Origin of the sequence: Labedella endophytica, from assembly GCF_003990045.1 — a bacterium.
Taxonomy (GTDB): Bacteria; Actinomycetota; Actinomycetes; order Actinomycetales; family Microbacteriaceae; genus Labedella; species Labedella endophytica.
The window spans coordinates 945,606-966,815 of the sequence record NZ_RZGZ01000002.1 but is presented as its reverse complement, the minus strand read 5'-3'; the positions used below and the strand labels follow the sequence as shown (position 1 = coordinate 966,815).

Sequence of the window (21,210 nt, the reverse complement as noted above, 5' to 3'; positions counted from 1 at the left end):
GCGTGTCTGTGTCAGCGAAAACGACGATGCCCCGTCACCCGAGGGGTGACGGGGCATCGTCGCGATGCATCAGTTGATGGCGGCGAGGCGGTAGCCGACACCGCGGACCGTCTCGATGAAGCGCGGGGCCGCGATGTTGTCGCCGAGCTTGCGGCGCAGATTCGCCATGTGCACCTCGACGGCGCGCTTGTCCGCGTCGTTCACGTAGTACGTCGTCACGTAGTCCTCGCCGCGTAGACGCAGAGCGAGGTCCGCCTTCGAGCGCACCCGTCGCCGCGAGTCCATGAGAGCGGCGACGAGATCGAATTCGCTCCGTGTGAGCTCGAGCTCGACACCGTCGACCTCGGCGATGCGCATCTCGCGGTTGACGCGGAGTCCGTTGTGCTCGATCCAGCCTTCTTCGGAGACCACAGGGGGCTTGTCGAGATCCGGAAGGGGGGTCGCTGCCGGCGCGGATGCGACCGGGGCGGAATGCCGGGCCTGGGTGGGCGCGGGAGCCGGTGCGGCCTCGGCCGAGGCCGACCAGACGGGTGTCGAGGCCGGACGGGCGTCGACCGCGGGTGCCGCCGCCGGGGCCTCACCGGGAGTCGCCCGCGGGCGACGCAGCATGGCCTCGATGCGCGCGCGCAGCTCGCGCGGGCGGAACGGTTTCGTGACGTAGTCGTCGGCACCCGATTCGAGGCCCTGGAGGGCGTCGATCTCCTCGTCGCGCGCGGTCAGCATGACGATGTAGGTGTTGCTGAAGGACCGGATGCGCTTCGCTGCCTCGAAGCCGTCGATGCCGGGCAGGCTCACATCGAGCGTCGTCACGACCGGGTCGAACTGTCGCACCGCGGCGACGCCGTCGATGCCGTTGTCGGCCGAGACCGTCTCGAAGCCCGCTTGCGAGAGCACGGTCTCGAGGAGGCCCCGGATATCCGGGTCGTCCTCGATGATTACGGCCAGGCGCCGTTCGCCAGAGTCATCCATCGGGCCGATCGTAGCAACTCACCGCCCGCTCGGCTCCCCCCTTCCCGGGTACCATGCGGGGATTTGTGAGGAGATGGCGTGTCGATCCGGCTCAGGACGGCTCGGGACGGGCGCTCACCACCCGGCGTTGCGCGCGAGTTCCTCGATCGCGGCGGGCCACCATTCGCCGGCCGGCGGGCCGCCGTTGCACGTGCCGTCGCTCTCGCCCGGGGCCTTGATCCAGAGGTTCCCGTCCAGGGCGCCGCTGCGGGGGACCGAGAGGGGCGCGTCTCCGAGGGCACGACCGGACGGGTTGCACCAGTCGCCGTTCGACCCCGCGCCGTTGCGCGACGTGTCGACCACGTAGTGCGCGCCGCCGACGAGTGCGCTCAGCTCCTCGCCGTAGGCCATCTCGTCGGCCGTCGCGTTGAAATTCGAGACGTTCGTGGAGAACCCCCGGATGCCGTCGATCCCCACGCGTTCGAGGAGGGCGGCCATATCCGTGGGGCTGCGCCAATCGGAGTGTCCGCCGTCGACGTAGACCCAGGCGCTCGTGGCGGCCAGGCGCGACACGGCCTCGGCGACGGCGTCGACCTGCACGTCCTCGTCCTCGCACTCGATCGCGAGGGAGAGGGCGTCGGGTTCGACGAGCACCACGTTCTTCTGCTCTCCGAGCGAGCTCGCGATCTCCTCGACCCAGGTGGGGTACGTGGACGCCGAGAGGCCGCCGGCGGAGAAGTTGCCACAATCACGATTGGGGATCCCGTACACGACGAAGGTGGCGACGGAGCCGGTGGAGGCCGCATCAGCGACGACCGACCGGACGTAGCCGCCGACCTCGCCGGGGCCGTATTCCTCCGGTGTCAGCCAGATCGCCGTCGGCGTCGACGCCACGCGCTCGATGGTCGCCCCGGCGGACCCCGAGGCGACGGCCTCGACCGCCTGACTCTCGGGGTTCACGTAGAGCCGTGCCGAGTCGAACGGTCCGCCGGTCTGCGCCGTCACGATCATCACGAGACCCGCGGCGACGACGAGGACGGGTACGAAGACGCTCGCCACGACGAGAGCTGCGCGACTCCTGACTGCACCCAACGATCCTCACCCTTCGGCCGGTCTGATCTGGCCAGTGTATGGCCCGGGAGCTCGGCCGGCTCACCCCCGGTCGGGGAGCCAGGGGAACCGCGAGCGGAACCGGTGCGTCCACCCGCCCAGCGGTGTCCGCTCCGAGGTCCTCCCGCCGCGTAAACTGGAGGCATGACGTCACCCGAACCGGTGGATGTCGTCCTCATCGGTGGCGGCATCATGAGCGCGACGCTCGCATCACTCATCTCCCAGCTCGAGCCCGACTGGACCATCGAGATCTTCGAGCGTCTGGGCGATGTCGCCCAGGAGAGCTCGAACCCGTGGAACAACGCGGGGACGGGTCACGCGGCCCTGTGCGAGCTCAACTACATGCCGGAGGGCAAGGACGGTTCCGTCGATCCGGCGAAGGCCATCGGCATCAACGAGCAGTTCCAGCAGAGCCGCCAGTTCTGGAGCCACCTCGTGGAGACGGGCGCGCTGCCCGACCCGTCGAGCTTCATCAACACGGTTCCGCACATGACCTTCGTCACGGGCGAGCACGACGTGACCTACCTCAAGAACCGCTACGAGGCGCTCAAGGACCAGCCGCTCTTCGGCGGCATCGAGTACTCCGACGACAGCCGACGTATCGCGAAGTGGGCGCCGCTGCTCATGGAGGGTCGCCGTTCGAGCGTGCCGTTCGCGGCCACCCGCATCGAGGCGGGGACCGACGTCGACTTCGGCGCGCTCACCCGGCAGCTCTTCGCCGGGGCGATCGAGAAGGGCGCGAAGCTGCGCTTGAACCACGAGGTGCGCAGCCTCAAGAAGCAGAAGGACGGCACCTGGCGCATCGGCTACCGCCGCACCGTCGGCCGGTCCCCGGGCACCGTCGATGCCCGGTTCGTCTTCGTCGGCGCCGGTGGCTGGGCGCTCAAGCTCCTGCAGAAGGCGCGCATCCCCGAGGTCGACGGCTACGGTGTCTTCCCGATCTCCGGCCAGTTCCTCCGCACGGACGACCCGGAGGTCGTCGCGAAGCATCAGGCCAAGGTCTACAGCCAGGCCGCCGTCGGAGCGCCACCCATGTCGGTCCCCCACCTCGACACGCGCGTCGTGGACGGCAAGCCGAGCCTGCTCTTCGGCCCGTACGCCGGCTTCAGTCCCAAGTTCCTGAAGAACGGGTCGATCCTCGACATCGTCACCCAGGTGCGTCCGAAGAATCTCTTCCCGATGCTCGCCGTCGCGAAGGACAACCCTGGTCTCATCACCTACCTCGTCCGAGAGCTCCTCGCCTCGCGGAAGGCGAAGATCGCTTCTTTGCGGGCGTTCATGCCCACGGTGGACGGGTCCGACTGGCACATGATCACCGCGGGCCAGCGCGCCCAGGTGATGAAGAAGGACGCGAAGAAGGGCGGCGTCCTGCAGTTCGGCACCGAGGTCATCGCCGCGGGTGACGGCACGATCGCCGGTCTCCTCGGCGCCTCCCCGGGCGCCTCGACGGCCGTTCCGATCATGCTCGACGTCCTGAAGACGTGCTTCCCACGCGACATCGACGGCTGGGAGCCCGAGCTGCGTCGCATGATCCCCACCTACGGGACGACGCTCAACGACAAGCCGGAGCTCGCCGACGAGGTGCTCAGCCGCACGGCGAGCATCCTCGGCATCGCCCGCTGACGCCATGCCGAAGCTCTATTTCCGCTACGGGGCGATGAACTCCGGCAAGAGCACGGCGCTGCTGCAGGCGGCGTACAACTACGAGGAGCGCGGACAGCGCGTGCTCCTCGCCAAGCCCGCCGTGGACACGAAGGGCAACCGCTCGATCGAGTCCCGGCTCGGTGTGAGCCGCGAGGTCGACTACGTGATCGAGCCGGGGGAGGATACGCTCGCCCAGTTCCAGCGGCACCGTCGGGAGTCGGTCGAGCGCGACGGGATCGACGTGAGCTGCCTGCTGATCGACGAGGCGCAGTTCCTCGAGAGCGCCCAGGTGGACGGTCTCCTACGCGTTGCCCTCCTGGAGGGTGTTCCCGTGCTGGCGTACGGCATCCGCACCGACTTCCTCACCGAGGCATTCCCGGGGTCCCGTCGGCTCCTCGAGGTGGCGCACTCGCTCGAGGAGCTCAAGACGATCTGCCGCTGCGGCCGCAAAGCGCTTTTCAACGGTCGCAAGGTGGGGGACAGGTTCGTCTTCGACGGTGACCAGGTCGCGATCGACGGCGAAGAGGTCACCTACGAGTCGCTCTGCGGCGTCTGCTACCTCCAGGAGTCCGGCGGCCTGATCTCCGCCTCGTCCCCCCGTTGACCGCCTGAAAACCTCGTATGTGCTCGAAAATACGAGCACATACGAGGTTTTCAGGGGGGAGAGGGGTCAGCGGGAGCGGCGGCGGGACAGGCGCACGGCCGTGACGATGAGGGCGCCGATCGTCGCGCCAGCGGTATTGGCGAGCACGTCGAGCGGTGTCGCGAAGCGCTGGGGGAGCAGGAGGGCCTGCCCGAACTCGATCCCGAGCGACAGTGCGAGGCCGATGATGGGGGCGAGCCACCACTCCCAGCGGGGCAGGAGCAGGGCGATGAGCGCGCCGAGGGGGGCGAACATCACGATGTTCGCGCCGAACTCGAGGTGCGCGTAGTCGACCCAATCCGGTGCCCCGGCTGCGGCGAGACGGTCGAAGACCGCCGCCAGCACACTGCGGACTCCGCGATCCACGGGCACCGGCCAGTAGCCGATCGCGAAGACGATGGCCATGATCCCGGCCGCGAGCACGCGCACGACGATCTTGCCGGCGCGAGACCGTTCCGGCCTGGCGTCGGACGAGCGCGAGCCGGCGCGCCGGGACTCGGCGGTCCGGGACTCCGCCCGTGCCGCTTCGCGCCTCGACGACCGGCCTGGGGTCACACGATCGCCGCTCGACGCGAACGACGCCGGCCGATGAGCGAGAGGGCTCCTCCGATGAGTGCGCCCGCGGTGTTCGCGATCAGATCGGAGACGGTCGGGAAGCGTTCGGGGAGGAAGGCGGCCTGCAGGAACTCGATGAGGAGCGTGAAGGCGAGACCGAGCACGATCGCCCACGGCCACATCCAGCGCGGCAGGCTCAGGGCGAGGAACAGCCCGAACGGCACGAACATCACGATGTTGGCGGTGAATTCGATCGCCTCGAAGGTGATCGCGGTGGGAAGCCCTGCCGTGTACATCCAGTCCACGATCGCGCGAGCGATCGGCGTTCCGTCTCCGTCCTGCGGGTTCGGCCACAGCGTCATGCCGAGGATGGCGAGCGCCGTGACGGCCAATAGGATCCGGGGGAGGCGTCTCGACATGCCCACTATTGTCGCAGTGTCTCGGGCCACCGAATTGTCGGGTATCCTGGGTGAGGCCTTCGGGCCATCGGGGTGTGGCGCAGCTTGGTAGCGCGCCTCGTTCGGGACGAGGAGGTCGCAGGTTCAAATCCTGTCACCCCGACCATCCGGGCCCGGATCCACACGTGGATCCGGGCCTTTCTGGTTCCCGGGTTCAGCGCCACCGCCACCGTCACAGTGCGGCGAGCAGGTCCGCGCCCGTAGCAATCAAGTCCGTCTGCTCATCGTCCTCTCCCCTAGGACAGTCGTTCTGACGCCAGCACGACGACGGAAACCGCGGTGACGGCGGGGGTGAGGAATACGAGTCCCCACAGGGGCAGGGGCAGGCGCCGGGATCGGGTCGCGAAGCGTCGGGCGACGAGTCCGAAGCTCAACGCACCGACGTACGAGCCCATGGCGATCCACGGCAACGCATCGACCGCATCGCGTGCGAGGTTCTGTCGTGGTGTGTACTCGGGGGAGCCTCCCCAACTCCACCAGGTCAGCATCAGAAGCAGGTACGAGGCAACGCCCAGGAGAGCCAATCCGAACCCGGGGCCCCAGGTCGGCACGATCGGCCTACCGGACCGGTCGACGAGCGCCGTGCCTATCGCGAGGGCAGCCGATGTGCATCCCAGCAAGGCGGCGATAACGAGAGCCTGGTGGTTCATCATCGGACCGTCGTCGCGCAGGATCGACTGATACAGGTCGTAGACGACGTTCGTGACGGCGACGAACAACGGGATGCTCGCCACGGAGACGACCAACGCAAACACTCGGGAGAGGATTCGCAGGATGAGGGGAGGGCGCACCCTCGGCGAGTCGACGATCGTCACCCTCTCCCAAGCCGATCTCGCCGCACCACTACCTTCGTGGGGTGCGTCAGCGGGCGGCGGGGACCAGGGTGAGGAGCGTGGCCTCGGGGAGGCACGCGAAGCGCACGGGCGCGTAGATCGACGTGCCGAGGCCGGCCGAGACGTGCAGGTGCGCCGTGCGGTAGGCGTGGCGCCAGAGACTGAGGCCCTTCACCTGGCGGCGGGGGATGTCGCAGTTCGTGACGAGGGCCCCGAAGAAGGGAACACACACCTGGCCGCCGTGGGTGTGACCGGCGAAGATCACCTGCGCGCCGTGCGTGACGAACGAGGCGAGGACGCGACGGTACGGCGCGTGGGCGACACCGATCGTGACGGTGCGCTCGGCGTCCGAGGCGTCCTCGTCGAGGCTCTCCTCGTCCTGCTGCGAGTCGATGAGGCCCGTGAGGCGATCGAGGCGGTCACGACCGATGTGGGGGTCGTCAACGCCGAAGAAGTCGAGGCGCGTGCCCTTGACCGTGAGGCTCCCGACGGCGTTGTTGAGACTCGTCCATCCGAGGCCCTCGCGGAAGAAGCGCTCGAGTCGGGGCGTGTCGAGATCGGCCGGGGCCTCCTTCGCACCGCCCGAGTGGCGCACGAGGTACCGGAGCCAGTTCTTACGCATCGGACCGTGGTAGTCGTTCGACCCGTTCACGTAGACGCCCGGAATGCCGTCGAATCCGGCGAACGCTGCCTCGATCCCCTCGATGCCGTTCTCGTGGCCCAGGTTGTCGCCCGTGTCCACCACGAGGTCGGGCTTCAGCTGGGCGAGGGACCGCACCCACGCCTGCTTGTCCCGCTGCCAGGGGGCCATGTGCAGGTCGGAGACGTGGAGGACGCGAATGGGCTCCGCGTCGGGAGGCAGGACCGGCACGACGACGCGGCGGAGGGTGAACATCTTGCGCTCGACGAGCGTGCCCCACGCGAAGGCGAGGCCTCCGGCAAGCGCCGTGGCGCCCAGCACGATGCCGGGCGCCACGATTCCGCGAGGGAGACTCACCCGCAACCGATCGTCACGGTGTCGCCCCGATTCGCGTCGGTTCCCCCACCGGGGCTCTGCGAATTGACTCGAGCCTCGGGTGGCTGACACGAGCCGTCGACGACGACGGCGAACCCGGCATCCTCGAGTTCGGCTTGAGCGTCGGCCGGAACATCACCCATGACATCGGGGATCTCCGAGCCCTGCCCGCTACTGATGTAGAGCGAGATCGTCGAGCCGTAGTTCGCTCGAGCCCCTCCGCCCGGGTCGGTACGGGCCACGAGACCAGCGCCGACGCTCGACGCGACCTCGCCGTCGACCACGCTCACGCTGAATCCGGCCCCCTCGAGTTGGCTCGTGGCCGCCTCGACGCTCAGCCCCGACACGTCGGGGACGGCGCGAGTGACCACGCGGGTGAGGTTCGGATCCGGTGCGGGGAAGGTGCCGCCGGGACGGATATCGTCGGTGGCTCGCATGATGTCTTTCCAGATCGGGAATCGGGCAGAGTTGCCTGCCACGCCACCGATGCTGATGTTCGCGAGGTCGACCTTGCCGGAGACGTTGCCGACCCAGAGGGCCGTGGCGGCGGTCGTCGACGCGCCGGCGAGCCAGGTGTGCAGACGGTTGTCCGTGGTACCCGTCTTTCCGATGAGCTGCGTGCCGTCGTAGGGGTTACCCTGTGCGCCCGTTCCGCCGCTCATGACGCCCTTGAGCGCGTAGGCCGTCGTCGCCGCGACGTTCTCGGGGATGGCCTGGTTGCAGGTGCTCTCCGGTGCGGCGATCTCGTCGCCGTCTGGTCCCACGATGCGGTCGATCGCGATCGGCGTGCAGTACACACCGTTCGCGGCGATCGCGGCGTACGATCCGGCGACGTCGATCGGGGCCACCTCGTTCGTACCGATGATCGAGGTCGTGTTCACCTGGAGCTCGGTGCCGTCGGCGCGTTCCATGCCGAGGGACTTGGCCACGTCGCGGATCTCGCACAGGTCGAGCTTCTCAGCCATGGCCGCGAACCCGGTGTTGAGCGAGCGGGCGGTCGCCGACATCACGCTCAGGTTGGATCCGCGAGCGTTGCCCGAGTTGTTGAACTTGTAGGTGCCGCCGGCGCCCTCGCACGAGCCCGTCAACGTGTAATTGCGGAGCGTGCCGCGCACGGTCTCGTTGACCGAGTGGCCGTTGAGCAGCCAGTCCACGAGCGTGAAGAGCTTGTACGTGGAACCGGACTGGAATCCCGTCGATCCGCCGTAGGCCTTCGTCGTGTTGAAGTTCACGGACGTGTAGCCAGGGCCCGTCTCCGTGTTGCTGAAGTCCTTCGACTGGGCCATCGCGAGCACGCGGCCGGTGCCGGGCTCCACCACCGTGGATGCGGCAGCGATGTCGCCTCGCTCGGATGCCTTCGGGACGCGGCTCAGGATGGCCTGCTCGCTCGCCTGCTGGATGTCGAGATCGAGCGTGGTGTAGATGTCGAGCCCACCGCGCTTCAGGAGGTTGAGGCGCTCCTCGGCGGAATCGCCGAAGGCCTCGGAATTGCGGATGACGTTGATGACGTAGTCGCAAAAGTACGCGGCGCCACCGGACGGAGCGCACCCCGATCGCGGCTGGGTGATCTTCGGCTCGACAGGGGTCGCGATGGCCTCGTCGTACTGCTCCTGCGTGATCTTGCCGTAGGTGAGCATCGCGCGCAGCGTGATGTCACGGCCCTTCTTCGTGAGCTCGTAGCCGTTCGCCGACCCGTTGCTCTCGCTGTCGGGCCGGTCGATGCGGAGGATGTTCGGGTTGGTCACCATCGAGACGATCGTGGCCGCCTGCACGAGGGTGGCATCCTTCGCGGAGACACCGAAGTAGTACTGCGACGCGGACTCGACACCGTAGGTGACACCACCGAAGGAGGCGATGTTGAGGTAGCCGCGGAGGATGTCGTCCTTCGAGTACTTCTTCTCCAGGCCGATGGCGTAGCGCATCTCCTTGAGCTTGCGAGCCATGCCCTCGGAGCCGTTGGCCGTGGTGTACGCGGTGGCGCACTCCTCGCCCTCCTCGAGGGTGGCGGCATCGGTGACGCATCGCTGCACGAGAGTGTTCTTGACGTACTGCTGGGTGATGGACGATCCACCCTGGACGTTCTGCCCGAGGGCGTTCGACACGACGGCACGGGTGGTGCCGATCACGTCGACGCCCCCGTGCTCGTAGTAGCGGTTGTCCTCTTTCGCGACCGTCGCGTCCTTGAAGAACTGCGAGATCTGGTCCCACTGCACTTCCTGGCGGTTCTGGTCGTAGAACTGCGCGAGCTCGACGGGGTTGCCCTCGGAGTTGGTCGCGTAGACCGTCGACTTCTCCATGAGATCGGTGATCTCGAGGAACTCGGGCAGGGAGTCGAACACCTTGATGGTGTTGGTCGCTCCGATGCCGGTGACGGCGAGGGCCGGGGTGACGGCGGCGGTGACGAGGATCCCGGCAGCGACGCTGAGGCCGACGAAGCCGAGGAGGCCCCCGAACACACCTCTAGCCGTACGTTTTTGATGAGGCATAAGATCGATCGTAAGCGACGATTCTGGAAATGCGCCCTATCACGCGCGCAGACCTTCCGCCGGTAACGGCACGCAAACGGGGGTGTCGCACCCTACGAATCCCCATGATCCCCATCTCGAAGGAGCCCCATGACGCGCTGGGAGTACATCACCACGCCGCTACTGATCCACAACACCACGGCGATACTCAACAACTGGGGGAGCGACGGCTGGGAGCTCGTGCAGATCGTCACGGGTCCCGAGGGCGGACTCGTCGCCTACCTCAAGCGCGAGCTCGGCGGCGCCTGATGGGCGCCGTCACCGACCGTCTCGCCGAGCTGGGCGTCGTCCTCCCCGAGGTCGTCCCGCCGCTGGCCGCCTACGTGCCGGCGGTCATGAGCGGAAACCTCGTGTACACGTCCGGCCAGCTGCCGATGACGGACGGGAAGCTCCCCGCCACCGGCAAGGTCGGCGACGGTGATGGGCTCGTATCGCCCGAGGACGCGAAGGCCTACGCCCGCACGTGCGCGCTCAACGCGCTCGCGGCCGCGCAGTCGGTCATCGGTTCGCTCGACCGCGTCACCGCCGTCGTGAAGGTGACCGGGTTCGTCGCCTCGGATCCCGCGTTCACGGCGCAGGCCGGCGTGATCAACGGAGCCAGCGAGTTCCTCGGAGAGGTCTTCGGCGATGCAGGGATCCACGCCCGCTCGGCCGTCGGCGTGGCCGTGCTGCCGCTCGACTCACCCGTCGAGGTGGAGATGATCTTAGCGTTCGCCTGATCGGCCGATGACGAACAACGGCGGGTCCCCTCTCGGGGCCCGCCGTCGTCGTTCATGGGGACGGCGTCAGCGCACGACCTTGTCGCCGATGATGCGCATGACCTGCGTGTCGGCGAGGGTCGTGGTGTCGCCGATCTCGCGCCCCTCGGCGACGTCGCGCAGGAGGCGGCGCATGATCTTCCCCGACCTCGTCTTCGGCAGTTCCGCTACCACGTAGATGTCGCGGGGACGCGCGATCGGGCCGATCTGCTTCGCGACGTGCGAGCGCAGCTCGGCCGCGATGTCCGAGGCCTCCGCATCCGCGAGCTGGCTCTGCTTGATGATGACGAAAGCCACGACGGCCTGGCCGGTGGTCTCGTCCGACGCGCCGACCACGGCGGCCTCGGCCGTGAAGTGGTGCGCGACGAGGGCCGATTCGATCTCCGCCGTGGACAGGCGGTGCCCGGACACGTTCATGACGTCGTCCACGCGGCCGAGGAGCCAGACGTCGCCGTCCTCGTCGAGGCGCGCACCGTCGCCCGCGAAATACCGGTCGCCGAACTTCTCCCAGTACGTCTCGCGGTAGCGGTCGGGATCGCCCCAGATGCCGCGCAGCATCGACGGCCACGGCTCGGAGACCACGAGGAGCCCGTCACCGTGATCGAGTGATGTGCCCGCGTCGTCGACGACGTCGATCGTGATGCCCGGGATCGGCACCTGCGCGCTTCCCGGTTTGGCGTCGGTCACGCCGGGCAACGCGGAGATCATGATCGCGCCCGTCTCGGTCTGCCACCACGTGTCCACGATCGGCGTGCGGTCGGCGCCGATGACATGCCGGTACCAGAGCCAGGCCTCCGGGTTGATGGGCTCTCCCACGGAGCCGAGCAGGCGCAGGCTCGAGAGGTCGAACTGTTCGGGGATCTGACGACCGAGCTTCATGAACGACCGGATGGCCGTCGGCGCGGTGTAGAGGATCGTCACGCCGTACTTCTGGATGATCTCCCACCAGCGGCCGGAATGCGGAGCATCGGGCGTGCCCTCGTAGATCACCTGGGTCGCGCCGTTGGCGAGGGGGCCGTACGTCACGTAGCTGTGGCCGGTGATCCAGCCGACATCTGCGGTGCACCAGTAGACGTCCGACTCGGGGTGCAGATCGAAGACGTTCCGGTGCGTGGAGGCGACCTGGGTGAGGTAGCCGCCCGACGTGTGCAGGATGCCCTTCGGCTTCCCCGTCGTGCCCGAGGTGTAGAGGATGAAGAGGGGGTTCTCGGCGGGGAACGGCTGGGCCTCGTGCTCGGGGGACGCGTCGGCCATGGCCTCGTGCCACCACACGTCACGGTCGTTCCAATCCACCTCGTTCTCGCCGCGACGCACGACGAGCACGTTCGTGACGGTGTCCTGCGCGGGCAGATCGCCGCGGGGTTCGAGGGAGGCGTCGACGGCGGGCTTCAGGGGCGAGACCTTGCCCTTGCGCCAACCGCCGTCGGCCGTGATGACGAGCTTCGCGCCGGCGTCGTCGATGCGGGCGCGGAGGCTGTCGGCGCTGAAACCTCCGAAGACCACGGAGTGGGCGGCGCCGAGGCGCGCGACCGCGAGCATCGAGACGATCGCCTCGGGGATCATCGGCAGATAGATCGCGACGCGGTCCCCGGCCTCGATCCCGAGATCCGTGAGCACGTTGGCGGCCTTCTTCACCTCAGAGGTGAGTTCGGCGTAGGTGATCGCTCGCGAGTCGCCGGGTTCGCCCTCCCAGAGGAGCGCTACCCGATCGCCGTTGCCCTCCTCGACGTGTCGGTCGAGGCAGTTGTACGCCACGTTGAGCTCGCCGTCGTCGAACCAGCGGGCGAAGGGAGGGTCCGACCAGTCGAGGGTCTGCGTGAAGGGGGTGTGCCAGTGAAGACTCCTGGCCTGGTCGGCCCAGAACTCGAGGCGGTCAGTCGCGGCCGCCTCGTACAGTTCGGGGCGGGCGACGGCGGCGTCGCGGAACTCCGGGGAGGGGGGGAAGACCTGCTTCTCGGGCTGTGCCTGATCGACCTGTTGCTCCATGGATCGCTCGCTCCTTCGCGTGCTCGACTCGTGCGCCGCGGGCGGTTCGCCCGTGCGACGCGGAAGATTCTTCGACCCTAGCGCCCGCCCCGGGGCCCGGACACCCGCCGAAAGAAGGGGGAGCGAAAGCGGATGTGGACACTCCGATATCAATTGCCCGCAGGTGCTGCGGATCGATGGCGAAAAGCGGAGACGGGGCGTACTCTTGGATTCGGCCGAATGCAAATTCTGGCGTGTAGCGCGCGTGATTCCCCCGATCCAGCGCTGCGTGTGGCGGCATCCATTCCCCCCAATGGATGCGGCCCCTTTTTTTGCCCGGACGTGATTCGAGGGCATCGCGTCGGGTGCACGATACCCGCGTCCACAGGGCGGCGTCGGCGTGGTTGTCCCGAGGTCGGGCACCTCCCGTGACGCGCCCGGCCGGCGGTGCGTAGCGTGCGCCGGATGACCGAGAGATTCGTCGCCGTGCCGTCGTTCGCCCCGCGTCGGGACGAGCCGCCGGGAGGTGGCGACAGCCTGCGTCCGGCGGCTCGCCCGACGGCGGAGAGACTCGCCCTCGCCGCCGAGTTCGGTCCGCTCGGGGGCCTCGTCGCTTCGCCCGAGGTGACGGACGTGTTCGTCAACGGCGGGGAGGTCTGGGTCGACCGCGGGGGAGGCCTCGACCGGGCGAGCGTCGGGACGCTCTCCGCGGAACAGACCCGCGACCTCGCGATCCGGCTCGTGGCCCTCGGCGGCCGGCACGTGGACGAGGCGACGCCGTGCGTCGATGTGAGGCTCGCGGGAGGCGTGCGCGTCCACGTGGTGCTCGCACCGGTGTCGCCCACCGGCACGCTCGTCTCGATCCGGCTTCCCCAGGACCGTCGCCTCGATCTCGACACGCTCGCGTCGTCGGGCATGTTCGACCGCGATCCCTCGAAGCTCGATCGGCTGGTGCGGGCGGTGGGTTCCCGCACGAACCTGCTCATCACCGGGGCTGGCGGAAGCGGCAAGACCACGCTGCTCGCGGCGCTGCTCGGGACCGCGTCCCCCGACGAGCGGATCGTGACGATCGAGGACGTCGCCGAATTGCAGATCGACCACCCGCACGTCGTGGGGCTGCAGACCCGGCAGGCCAACGTGGAGGGGGCCGGCGACCTCGGTCTCGATCGCCTGCTGCGTGAATCGTTGCGCATGCGGCCCGACCGGCTCGTGCTCGGGGAGTGCCGCGGTGCGGAGGTCCAGGAGATGCTCGCGGCGCTCAACACCGGTCACGACGGCGGGGCCGGGACCCTGCACGCGAACTCCGTCGACGACGTGCCGGCCCGGCTCGAGGCCCTCGGAGCACTCGCCGGGATGAGCACGGCGGCGCTGGCGCGCCAGGCGGTGAGCGCGATCGGTCTCGTCGTGCACGTCGAACGGGTGGCCGGATCGCGCCGTGTCGACGCCGTCGGGCGGCTGGCACTCACGCGGGACGGCCGACTCGCGATCGAGCGGGAATCGTGGTGACGCGCCGGGCCCCGGCGGCAGCAGTCGACGGGGCCGCCTCCGTGTGCGAACGGCTCGCCGTCCTCCTCGCGGCCGGGGTGTCGCCGAGCACGGTCTGGGGATACCTGACGGACGGTGGTGATCGGGAGGCGGCGCCCGACGGCTCGAGCGGCGCGGAACCGGATCGGCTCCGGCGGCTCGACGACGCCGCGCGTCGTGGCGACGACGTCGTCGCGGCGATCCTCGAGACGCTCGGGCAGGATCCGGACGACGATGCGTGGCGCGCCGTCGCGGCCGCCTGGGCCGTCTCGACGGAGGCGGGGGCGCCCGTCGCGCCGGCCCTGCGCTCGTTCGCCGACGTCCTGCGCGGCATCGAGCGGTCGCGTCGTGAGGTGGAGGTGGCGCTCGCCGGGCCCGTCGTGAGCTCGCGCATCGTGCTCGCCCTGCCCGTGGTGGCCGTCGGGCTCGGCGTGGTTCTCGGCTTCGACGTGCTCGGCGTGTTGTTCGGCACGGCGGCCGGCCTCACCTGCCTCGCGGTCGGGTCGGGTCTCGCCGCGCTCGCCGTGCTCTGGGTCCGACGCCTCACGGCTCGCGCCCGGCGTGCGGACACGTCGCCCGGTCTCGCCGCAGAGCTCGTGGCGATCGCGATGGCGGGAGGGGCGTCGGCGCCGCACGCGGTCGCCCTCGTCGAACGCACCCTCGAGCGGGTCGGCCTCTCGTCGGTCGCGGAGCGGGGAACGGAGGCGATCGGGCGGACCCTCGCCCTCTCCCGCCGCGCCGGTGTGCCGGCCGGTGAGTTGCTGCGCAGCGAGGCGGAGTCGGAGCGGCTCCGAGCAGCCACGGACGGAGCGGCTCGCGCCGCACGACTCGGCTCCCTCCTCCTCATCCCGCTCGGGGTCTGCGTGCTGCCGTCGTTCCTCGTCCTCGGTGTCGTGCCGATGGTGCTGAGCCTCCTGTCGTCCACCGGTCTGTCGTGGTGAGGGTTGTCCCCCGATGCGTCAACGGCTCGGTGACGGCGGGGCGAGCGGCGCTTGACTGGCCGTCCACCCGATCCCGACGGAAGGACCGCACATGACACTCCAGACCTCTCCCACCGCCCCCGTGGCTCGCACCGCCCCTCCGCCTCGCGACACGGGGCTCCTGCGGCGCGGGCTGCGCCGTCTCGCGGACGAAGACGGCGCCGCGACGGCCGAGTACGCGATCACGACCATGGCCGCTAATGATTCGTTAGGGCAGTATTGAGTCATGGCTTCCACGACACCCACCCGCGCCGCGATCTACGCTCGGCAGTCCATCGCTGAGCCCGAGGGTATCCGGCGACAGGTCGAGGCGTGCACGGCCCTCGCCTCCGCTCGTGGCTACGAAGTCGTCGCCACCTACGAGGACAACAACGTCAGCGGGTACAAGTCCCGCGGCGCGGGGACGGCGTTCGACCGGATGCTCTCCGACGCCCGGGCGGGCCGCTTCGACGTGCTCATCGTCCGGAAGCTCGACCGCCTCGGACGCTCCCTCTCGACGATCGAGAGCCTCACGACGGCGAAGGTCGCTACCGTCACGACGGACGGGGAGGTCGACCTCGCATCGCCCGCCGGTCGGCTCATCGCGAACGTCCTCACGGCGGTCGCCCGCAACGAGAGCGAGGTCAAGGCCGAACGGCGAGTCTTCGCGAACGCTTCCCGGCGGACCGATGGAGTCCCCACCTCGGGCCGCGTGCCGTTCGGCTACCGATGGGTGACGGCGAAGGAGCGCGCCGAGCGCGGGACGACTCAGGCGTACGAGGTCGACGGCGATCGCGCTCAGGACGTGCGCGACATCTTCGAGGCCTTCCTCGCCGGAGTGCCCCTCGGCGGCATCGCGCGCGAGCTCAACGACCGCGGACGGCGGACCGTGCCGTCGAAGTCGCACCCTGAGGGAGCTCCGTTCCGGGCCGTGACGCTCCGGCGGATTCTGCTCTCGCCGTACTACGCCGGGCTCCTCCCCGTGCCGCCCGAGGGTGGGTGGGGTGAGGGGTACAACGTCGAGTCGATCACCCGCGAGTCGTGCGTCCCCGGCGACTGGGAGCCGATCGTCGGCGAGGAGACGTGGCTCGCGGCGAAGGAGCGCCTCGGGCACCCGGGACGGCGCACCAACGGCGGGAGAACGGCGAGGAAGTGGCTCCTCTCCGGCCTCGCGGTGTGCGGGACGTGCTTCGAGCCGGTCCGAGCGGGCGGCGGCGAGGCGGGCATCCACTCCTACCGGTGCCGGTCGATGGCCCACTTCATGCGGCGCGGCGTCCCGCTCGACCGCTACGTCGAGAGCGTCATCGTCGAGCGGCTCTCCCGCCCGGACGCCGCCGACCTCCTCCTCGACGAGGAGCGCCCGGACGCCGATGAGCTCCGGTCCGAGAGGCTCGCGGTCCAGGCGCGTCTAGACAACGTCGTCAGCCTCGTCGAGGACGGCACCCTCACGGCGGAGAGCGCGCGGACGGCGATCCGGCGGCTCCGCGAAGAGCTCGGCGGTATCGATGCCCGGATGACCGAGGCGGGTCGTGTCGACGTGCTCGGCGACATCGTCGGGCAAGCCGACATCTCGGCGGTGTGGGCCTCGCTCCCGCTCGATCGCAAGCGGGCCGTGCTCGATGTCGTCATGACCGTCGTCGTGCACACGGTGGGGCAGGGAGGCCGCTCTCAGAGCATGGAGCGGATGGCGGCGACCACGGAGATTCGCTGGAAGTAGGTCCGGCAGAGGAGGCCAAGGGTGGAAGCCGAGGCCGACCCCTGCCGGACTGCGTCCACCCTATCGGCGGTCGGGCCTAGCCGACCTTCCGGGTGAAGTGGATCGGGATACCGGGACCGATGACGATGGAGTCCTCGGTGGGTTCGAAGCCCCGCACGTCCATCCGGTAATCGAAGACGGTCGGGGCCGTCGCCTGTCCGCTCGCGTACAGATCGTAGAGCCGAGCGGCGTCTTCGTCGGTCATCGCGAGGGGCATGGTCCCGTAGACCACTGTCCATTTGCTCATCCTCGGAGCGTACCGGAGCATGCCCTCGGAGCAACGGCGGGCGCTGTTGGGATCGGGGCGTAGTTCAGCGGGTAATCTCTGCCATCCACCCGTGGCACAACTTTGTGGCGTGCCACCGTGTGACAGCGGTGTGACAGCCTCCGATCCCTGCAATCTAGGGGTTGTGCCATCTCTGCCAAGCTCTGCCATTTGTGCCGCCACGGGTCCCCCCCTATAGGGGACCCAGCGTGGCAGGCGTCACAACCTCGGAGAATCCTCGGATCGCACTGAGTACCTCCGGGGGCTCCGGGAGAAATGCCTAGCGAGTCTGGCCCATACCCTCCATCGGGACCATCGAGCCGGAGAGAGGGAATATCTGTTTAGAGTGCTTGCTTCTAACGGGACCCGTGTGTATGGTTCCTAACGAGGCATTGCTTATCTCGCAGACCGTGACGGTCGAGCTCCGGGATGTGCCTCGTGTCGAATGTTCCGAGATGGATGCGATGGCTATTCCGATCCCGCCTAGGCGGTTGATCGGGCCGACTCTCATCCCGGAGGACATCCGATATGTCTGCAACGACCCTGAGCCCTAACTCGGCTCTCTCCCTCTCCGACCAAGCGGTCATCGCCGCCGTCGTCGACAACGCTCCTCCCCTGGGAGCCTCCGCCCGCGACCGGCTCGCCGTCGTGCTCTCGGGTGGTGGTCGCTGATGGGCAAGAAGAAGCGCGCCGAGTCGGAAGCCGAGGCCGCTCGCCTCAAGGCCGTCCGGTCTCACCAAGCCTCGCTCCGCGGTCTCGCCTCCGCCGCCCGCCTCTCTCCCGAGGAGCGTGTCGAGCGTGCACGGAAGGCCGGTCTCGCCGCCGCCGCGAAGCGCCGGAGGGAGCGCGCCGCCGCCGGGCTCCCCGAGCACTCGACGAAGCGCTCCGCCGACACCCCTCAGCCGTCCGCCCGTGCATTGGAGCCGTGGCTTGCCGAAGTTGACCGGCGGTGGCCGGATCGCGAGTTCACCGCCGAAGCTCGCCGTCGCGAGGCGATCCTTCTCCTCCGTCAGCACACGGCGGCGGTCAACCTCGCCGAGGCCGCGAAGCGACCGAAGAAGTGACCGGCGAGCTCACCGGCGAGGACCTTCTCGACGCCGAGGAGAGGGCGCTTCACCTCGTCCGCACCTCACCGCGTCCTCCTCGTGAGTGGGCGGCTGAGCTCGACGAGAACCTTTCGCGGGCCGGGGTGCCGACCGACGACGCGGATGCGATGCTCCGTGGATGGCTCGGCGACGACTACGCCGATCGCATCGGTAATCGGAAGTCGGTCAGGGCGTTCCTGAGGAGCAGCGCCGTGGAGCTCGTCCGCGAGACCTACGACCGACCGCACCTTGTGTCCGAGCTCGCCGAGGTACAGAAGCATGTCATCCTCACTAATCCCTCTCGTCCCTTCCACGCGGTGTCGCGGAAGAAGCTGGAAGCCATCGCGGCCGATGCCGTCGCCACCGTGCGCGACGAGTTCGCGGCGGAGCATCCCGGAATACCGGCCCCTAGCTTCGACCTCCCGGACCCGCGTCTAGCGACCCTCGGTCCCGATGCGGTCCGGGAGGTCGAGCGCCTCGACATGATCGACCGCGCGAAGGCGTTCCGTCGTGAGCGGGACGCCCCCGTTCGCCGAAGCTTCGCTGACCTCGTCCTCGACACCGACCGCCTCGACGAGCTTCCCGACCCCGAGTGGATCGTCCACGAGGTGATCCCGAAGGACGGCCTCGCTGCTCTCCTCGGTCGAACCGGCGTCGGAAAGACCTTCGTCGCGCTCTCGCTCGCCTATCACGTTGCGATCGGTCGGCCCTTCATGGGTCGCAAGGTCGAGCAAGGCTCCGTGCTGTGGATCGCGGCGGAAGGTGGTCGCTCGATCTCGACGCGCACGAAGGCCCTCGTCGAGGCGTGGAAGAAGCCGATCCCCTCGGGGTCGATGCGCTTCTACCCGCAACCCGCCACGTTCGACGACTCCTCTCTCATGGAGGAGCTCATCGCCTACGTCGGCGAGACTCGCCCCTCGCTCGTCGTCTTCGATACGTGGCATCGCTCGCTTGGCTCGATTCAGGAGAACGACGCGACGGACAATGGTCGGGCGCTCAGCGTCTTCGATCGGATGCGCGCGGCGGCTCCCGGCCTCACCGTCCTCGTCCTCCATCACCCGAACGAGCAAGGCGAGTGGAGAGGCTCGAAGTCGATGCCGGCCGCTCTCGACACAAGCCTCCTCCTCACCGAGGACTCGTCGGGTGAGCTCACGCTCGAGGCGAAGAAGCAACGCGACGCCGAGACCGGAACACTCGCCCACCTCAAGCTCGTCCCGATGTTCGGCTCCGCCGTCGTCGAAGGACGCGTCCCCTCCTCGACGCCCCTCGCCGAGCTCGCCGTCACCGCGAATACCGCCTACGACGTGCTCGTCGACCAGTTCGGCTCGATCGGCGCGAACCGCACCGAGTGGAAGGCGGCGGCAGCGGAGGCAGGCATGAGCGAGCGAAGCGCCTACCGAGCCATCTCGCAACTCGTCAACGCGAAGAGCGTCGAGCTCCGGGGAACTCGATTCTGGCCCACCTCACCCCCACCCACGGGCGATCCCCTCGTCCTCGATGACCCCCAACCCAACCCCACAACGAAACGGAAGAAATCATGACGACCAACGACACCCTCATTCAGATCATGAGCTACGGCGACTACCACGTCCGGCTCCCTCGACCCGAGCTCATCCCGATCCCGAAGATCGCGGAGACCTTCGACCGTCTCATCGAGGCGGACCGGAAGCGCTGCGAGGTGAACACGACCGCCGACCGCGCGAAGCGTGAGCTCCTCGACGCCGAGTCCTCGGATGCGACGGCGACGGCAATCGCCTACGAGGAGGGGCGCGGCGACGAGGCCGACCCGCGGGCCGCGACCGCTCCGGCGGAAGAGGTGCTCAAGGTCGCCGAGGCCCGCCGCGAGCCCGCGAAGAGCGGAGCGGTCCGCACCTACCGGTCGCTCCGTGAAGCGGTCGCCGCGGGCCGGGCGTCGTGGCGGAAGTCGGCTCGGAAGGACGCCGAGGTCTCCGTCATGGAGCTCACCGGCCTCCACCGACTCCTCGAAGAGGAGTATCAGAAGCTGCAAGCAAGTATGGGTGCGCTGGAACTCCTTGCGGGAGACGACCTCCCGCCGCATCACCTCGCGATGGACTGGTCGAGCCGCGAGTCGGTGAAGCTCTCCGAGGCGATCGGGATCCTCGGAGAGGTCATCGCCGGGGTCGATCAGCGGAGGCGCGTGCTCTGATGAGCAAGAAGAACAAGACGACGGTCCTCCTCAAGCCGGAGGAGGGGCGGGTCGATGAGGCTCTCGTCGCGAGGGCGTTCGAGCTCCGCCGCGACGGCCTGGACTACGCCGGGATGGCGGAGGAGCTCGGCGTCGAGCCGTTCGAGGCGCAACAACTCGCCCTCGTGGGCTTCTCCCGGCTCGCCGCCGAGGAGACGGAGGTCCTCCGCGCTCAGACCGAGGCGCGCTACGACGATGTCCTCCGGCGGCTCTACTCCGACCTCCGGGTCGCCACCTCCCAGAACGGGCGGAACTCGATCTACGCGCTCATCCTCAAGACCGAAGCTCAGCGGACGAAGCTCCTCGGGCTCGACCTCCCGCCGGAGGCTCTGGATGCCTAGGGCGCGGAGATACCCGACCCGCGTCACCGGGGCGGAGGCGATCGCGCTTCAAGAGCGGTGGGCCGACGAGGAGGACCTCTTCGAGGGCTTCGCCGTCGACCTCGTCGAACTCGCGGAGCTCGGGGAGAACTACTTCCGGCTCGGTCGCGCGGACCGGCTCCGCTACCGGGAGATGAAGCGTCAGGCGAAGATCGACGAGCGAGAGAGGGTGGCCCGAAAGGCATCCCGCCGGTTCGAGGTCATCCCTCCGGCGCGAGATTCGTCTCGACTGACTCGCAAGGACGCCCTCCGGGTCGCGAGGGAGCTCCGAGACGAGCCCGCCGACCCCGGAGACGGCAAGGCGTACCGCCGGAAGGTGGCTCGGCTCGCCAAGAAGCGGGAGCGGTGGGCGAGGAAGGTCGACGAGGAGCTCGCGGCGGAGGCCCTGATCGAGTTGGACGACCCGATGCCCTACCTCCGGGTAGCCGAGGACCCCGAGCCGACACCGACCCCGGAGACGGCCCCTCAAGCATCGGATACCGGGCTTGCCCCGGTAAGTCCGATCCGTCGCCGGAGGAAGCGCCCCCGGCTCACCATCACCAACCCGTACCTCGACCACGACGACGACTAAGGAGAACACC

The 21,210-nt window shown here is 68.8% G+C and carries 23 protein-coding genes and 1 tRNA gene; 15 read left to right on the top strand and 9 right to left on the bottom strand.

The features are described 5' to 3' along the window. Positions 1 to 69: 69 nt before the first annotated feature. Both ELQ94_RS08055 and ELQ94_RS08050 read right to left on the bottom strand, forming a co-directional pair. Entirely contained in the window at positions 70 to 969 is a 900-nt protein-coding gene (locus ELQ94_RS08055; RefSeq protein ID WP_127048970.1) for a response regulator transcription factor, read from the bottom strand. Between the two features lie 114 nt (positions 970 to 1,083). After that, a complete protein-coding gene (locus ELQ94_RS08050) occupies positions 1,084 to 2,040 on the bottom strand; it encodes a glycoside hydrolase family 6 protein (RefSeq protein ID WP_127048968.1) in 957 nt (318 codons plus the stop codon). A 162-nt stretch (positions 2,041 to 2,202) separates the two neighbouring features. Between ELQ94_RS08050 and ELQ94_RS08045 the strand changes: the two genes are divergently transcribed. Then, complete coding sequence (locus ELQ94_RS08045; protein ID WP_127048966.1) at positions 2,203 to 3,681, top strand: malate:quinone oxidoreductase; 1,479 nt, start codon at positions 2,203 to 2,205, stop codon at positions 3,679 to 3,681. 4 nt (positions 3,682 to 3,685) lie between these two features. Continuing rightward, positions 3,686 to 4,306 (top strand): thymidine kinase, encoded by a 621-nt coding sequence (locus ELQ94_RS08040; RefSeq protein ID WP_127048964.1) that lies wholly within the window; start codon positions 3,686 to 3,688, stop codon positions 4,304 to 4,306. Positions 4,307 to 4,372: 66 nt separating this feature from the next. Here ELQ94_RS08040 and ELQ94_RS08035 read toward each other — a convergent pair whose 3' ends face one another. After that, entirely contained in the window at positions 4,373 to 4,900 is a 528-nt protein-coding gene (locus tag ELQ94_RS08035; RefSeq protein WP_127048962.1) for a VanZ family protein, read from the bottom strand. After that, a complete protein-coding gene (locus ELQ94_RS08030; protein WP_127048960.1) occupies positions 4,897 to 5,319 on the bottom strand; it encodes a VanZ family protein in 423 nt (140 codons plus the stop codon). Before ELQ94_RS08030 ends, ELQ94_RS08035 begins: the two co-directional genes overlap by 4 nt. Positions 5,320 to 5,387: 68 nt before the next feature. Between ELQ94_RS08030 and ELQ94_RS08025 the strand changes: the two genes are divergently transcribed. Then, positions 5,388 to 5,464 (top strand) — tRNA-Pro (locus tag ELQ94_RS08025). 130 nt (positions 5,465 to 5,594) lie between these two features. Here the strand turns inward: ELQ94_RS08025 and ELQ94_RS08020 are convergent. From ELQ94_RS08020 to ELQ94_RS08010, 3 genes are all read right to left on the bottom strand, one after another. Then, a complete protein-coding gene (locus ELQ94_RS08020) occupies positions 5,595 to 6,092 on the bottom strand; it encodes a hypothetical protein (protein ID WP_166404691.1) in 498 nt (165 codons plus the stop codon). 127 nt (positions 6,093 to 6,219) lie between these two features. Then, positions 6,220 to 7,188, bottom strand: a complete 969-nt coding sequence (locus tag ELQ94_RS08015) for a metallophosphoesterase (protein ID WP_424976998.1) — start codon at positions 7,186 to 7,188, stop codon at positions 6,220 to 6,222. After that, a complete protein-coding gene (locus tag ELQ94_RS08010) occupies positions 7,185 to 9,662 on the bottom strand; it encodes a transglycosylase domain-containing protein (RefSeq protein WP_243696917.1) in 2,478 nt (825 codons plus the stop codon). Before ELQ94_RS08010 ends, ELQ94_RS08015 begins: the two co-directional genes overlap by 4 nt. Before the next feature lie 159 nt (positions 9,663 to 9,821). Here ELQ94_RS08010 and sp36 point away from each other — a divergent pair, with 159 nt between their 5' ends. Together sp36 and ELQ94_RS08000 are read left to right on the top strand one after the other, a co-directional pair. Continuing rightward, positions 9,822 to 9,980 carry a Sp36 family protein gene (gene sp36 / locus ELQ94_RS08005; protein ID WP_127048954.1) on the top strand — a complete coding sequence of 53 codons (159 nt, stop codon included), beginning with the start codon at positions 9,822 to 9,824 and terminating at the stop codon, positions 9,978 to 9,980. Next, positions 9,980 to 10,450: a RidA family protein gene (locus ELQ94_RS08000; protein ID WP_127048952.1), complete on the top strand. Its 471-nt coding sequence runs from the start codon at positions 9,980 to 9,982 to the stop codon at positions 10,448 to 10,450. The genes sp36 and ELQ94_RS08000 overlap by 1 nt, the downstream gene beginning before the upstream one ends. Before the next feature lie 66 nt (positions 10,451 to 10,516). Here the strand turns inward: ELQ94_RS08000 and acs are convergent, their stop codons facing one another. Then, complete coding sequence (acs, locus tag ELQ94_RS07995) at positions 10,517 to 12,475, bottom strand: acetate--CoA ligase (RefSeq protein ID WP_127048950.1); 1,959 nt, start codon at positions 12,473 to 12,475, stop codon at positions 10,517 to 10,519. Positions 12,476 to 12,919: 444 nt separating this feature from the next. On the opposite strand from acs, the gene ELQ94_RS07990 reads away from it, so the two are divergent. From ELQ94_RS07990 to ELQ94_RS07975, 4 genes are all read left to right on the top strand, one after another. Further along, on the top strand, positions 12,920 to 13,960 hold the full coding sequence (locus ELQ94_RS07990; protein ID WP_127048948.1) for a TadA family conjugal transfer-associated ATPase: 1,041 nt from the start codon (positions 12,920 to 12,922) through the stop codon (positions 13,958 to 13,960). Further along, positions 13,954 to 14,919 carry a type II secretion system F family protein gene (locus tag ELQ94_RS07985; protein WP_166404690.1) on the top strand — a complete coding sequence of 322 codons (966 nt, stop codon included), beginning with the start codon at positions 13,954 to 13,956 and terminating at the stop codon, positions 14,917 to 14,919. The genes ELQ94_RS07990 and ELQ94_RS07985 overlap by 7 nt, the downstream gene beginning before the upstream one ends. A gap of 91 nt (positions 14,920 to 15,010) precedes the next feature. Beyond that, positions 15,011 to 15,181 carry a DUF4244 domain-containing protein gene (locus ELQ94_RS07980; protein ID WP_127048944.1) on the top strand — a complete coding sequence of 57 codons (171 nt, stop codon included), beginning with the start codon at positions 15,011 to 15,013 and terminating at the stop codon, positions 15,179 to 15,181. Between the two features lie 3 nt (positions 15,182 to 15,184). Further along, complete coding sequence (locus tag ELQ94_RS07975) at positions 15,185 to 16,654, top strand: recombinase family protein (protein ID WP_127048942.1); 1,470 nt, start codon at positions 15,185 to 15,187, stop codon at positions 16,652 to 16,654. A gap of 76 nt (positions 16,655 to 16,730) precedes the next feature. Here the strand turns inward: ELQ94_RS07975 and ELQ94_RS07970 are convergent, their stop codons facing one another. Beyond that, positions 16,731 to 16,940: a hypothetical protein gene (locus tag ELQ94_RS07970; RefSeq protein WP_127048940.1), complete on the bottom strand. Its 210-nt coding sequence runs from the start codon at positions 16,938 to 16,940 to the stop codon at positions 16,731 to 16,733. 546 nt (positions 16,941 to 17,486) lie between these two features. On the opposite strand from ELQ94_RS07970, the gene ELQ94_RS17270 reads away from it, so the two are divergent. Genes ELQ94_RS17270 through ELQ94_RS07945 form a run of 6 tightly spaced genes read left to right on the top strand, consistent with a single transcriptional unit; the run spans position 17,487 to position 21,200 of the window. Continuing rightward, positions 17,487 to 17,630 (top strand): hypothetical protein, encoded by a 144-nt coding sequence (locus tag ELQ94_RS17270; protein WP_166404689.1) that lies wholly within the window; start codon positions 17,487 to 17,489, stop codon positions 17,628 to 17,630. Further along, on the top strand, positions 17,630 to 18,022 hold the full coding sequence (locus ELQ94_RS07965; protein WP_127048938.1) for a hypothetical protein: 393 nt from the start codon (positions 17,630 to 17,632) through the stop codon (positions 18,020 to 18,022). The genes ELQ94_RS17270 and ELQ94_RS07965 overlap by 1 nt, the downstream gene beginning before the upstream one ends. After that, positions 18,019 to 19,584 (top strand): AAA family ATPase, encoded by a 1,566-nt coding sequence (locus ELQ94_RS07960; protein WP_127048936.1) that lies wholly within the window; start codon positions 18,019 to 18,021, stop codon positions 19,582 to 19,584. The genes ELQ94_RS07965 and ELQ94_RS07960 overlap by 4 nt, the downstream gene beginning before the upstream one ends. Then, entirely contained in the window at positions 19,581 to 20,210 is a 630-nt protein-coding gene (locus ELQ94_RS07955) for a hypothetical protein (protein WP_127048933.1), read from the top strand. The genes ELQ94_RS07960 and ELQ94_RS07955 overlap by 4 nt, the downstream gene beginning before the upstream one ends. Continuing rightward, positions 20,210 to 20,590, top strand: coding sequence for a hypothetical protein (locus ELQ94_RS07950; RefSeq protein WP_127048931.1), 381 nt, complete (start codon positions 20,210 to 20,212; stop codon positions 20,588 to 20,590). The genes ELQ94_RS07955 and ELQ94_RS07950 overlap by 1 nt, the downstream gene beginning before the upstream one ends. Continuing rightward, on the top strand, positions 20,583 to 21,200 hold the full coding sequence (locus ELQ94_RS07945; RefSeq protein ID WP_127048929.1) for a hypothetical protein: 618 nt from the start codon (positions 20,583 to 20,585) through the stop codon (positions 21,198 to 21,200). Before ELQ94_RS07950 ends, ELQ94_RS07945 begins: the two co-directional genes overlap by 8 nt. Positions 21,201 to 21,210 lie beyond the last annotated feature (10 nt).

Coding starts and splice junctions, on each gene's coding strand:
- ELQ94_RS08000 (WP_127048952.1), top strand. CDS start 9,980: ATGGGCGCCGTCACCGACCGTCTCGCCGAGCTGGGCGTCGTCCTCCCC.
- ELQ94_RS08030 (WP_127048960.1), bottom strand. CDS start 5,319: ATGTCGAGACGCCTCCCCCGGATCCTATTGGCCGTCACGGCGCTCGCC.
- ELQ94_RS07945 (WP_127048929.1), top strand. CDS start 20,583: ATGCCTAGGGCGCGGAGATACCCGACCCGCGTCACCGGGGCGGAGGCG.
- ELQ94_RS07970 (WP_127048940.1), bottom strand. CDS start 16,940: ATGAGCAAATGGACAGTGGTCTACGGGACCATGCCCCTCGCGATGACC.
- ELQ94_RS08055 (WP_127048970.1), bottom strand. CDS start 969: ATGGATGACTCTGGCGAACGGCGCCTGGCCGTAATCATCGAGGACGAC.
- ELQ94_RS07975 (WP_127048942.1), top strand. CDS start 15,185: ATGGCTTCCACGACACCCACCCGCGCCGCGATCTACGCTCGGCAGTCC.
- sp36 (WP_127048954.1), top strand. CDS start 9,822: ATGACGCGCTGGGAGTACATCACCACGCCGCTACTGATCCACAACACC.
- ELQ94_RS07965 (WP_127048938.1), top strand. CDS start 17,630: ATGGGCAAGAAGAAGCGCGCCGAGTCGGAAGCCGAGGCCGCTCGCCTC.
- ELQ94_RS08040 (WP_127048964.1), top strand. CDS start 3,686: ATGCCGAAGCTCTATTTCCGCTACGGGGCGATGAACTCCGGCAAGAGC.
- ELQ94_RS07990 (WP_127048948.1), top strand. CDS start 12,920: ATGACCGAGAGATTCGTCGCCGTGCCGTCGTTCGCCCCGCGTCGGGAC.
- acs (WP_127048950.1), bottom strand. CDS start 12,475: ATGGAGCAACAGGTCGATCAGGCACAGCCCGAGAAGCAGGTCTTCCCC.
- ELQ94_RS08045 (WP_127048966.1), top strand. CDS start 2,203: ATGACGTCACCCGAACCGGTGGATGTCGTCCTCATCGGTGGCGGCATC.
- ELQ94_RS07950 (WP_127048931.1), top strand. CDS start 20,210: ATGAGCAAGAAGAACAAGACGACGGTCCTCCTCAAGCCGGAGGAGGGG.
- ELQ94_RS07955 (WP_127048933.1), top strand. CDS start 19,581: ATGACGACCAACGACACCCTCATTCAGATCATGAGCTACGGCGACTAC.
- ELQ94_RS17270 (WP_166404689.1), top strand. CDS start 17,487: ATGTCTGCAACGACCCTGAGCCCTAACTCGGCTCTCTCCCTCTCCGAC.
- ELQ94_RS07980 (WP_127048944.1), top strand. CDS start 15,011: ATGACACTCCAGACCTCTCCCACCGCCCCCGTGGCTCGCACCGCCCCT.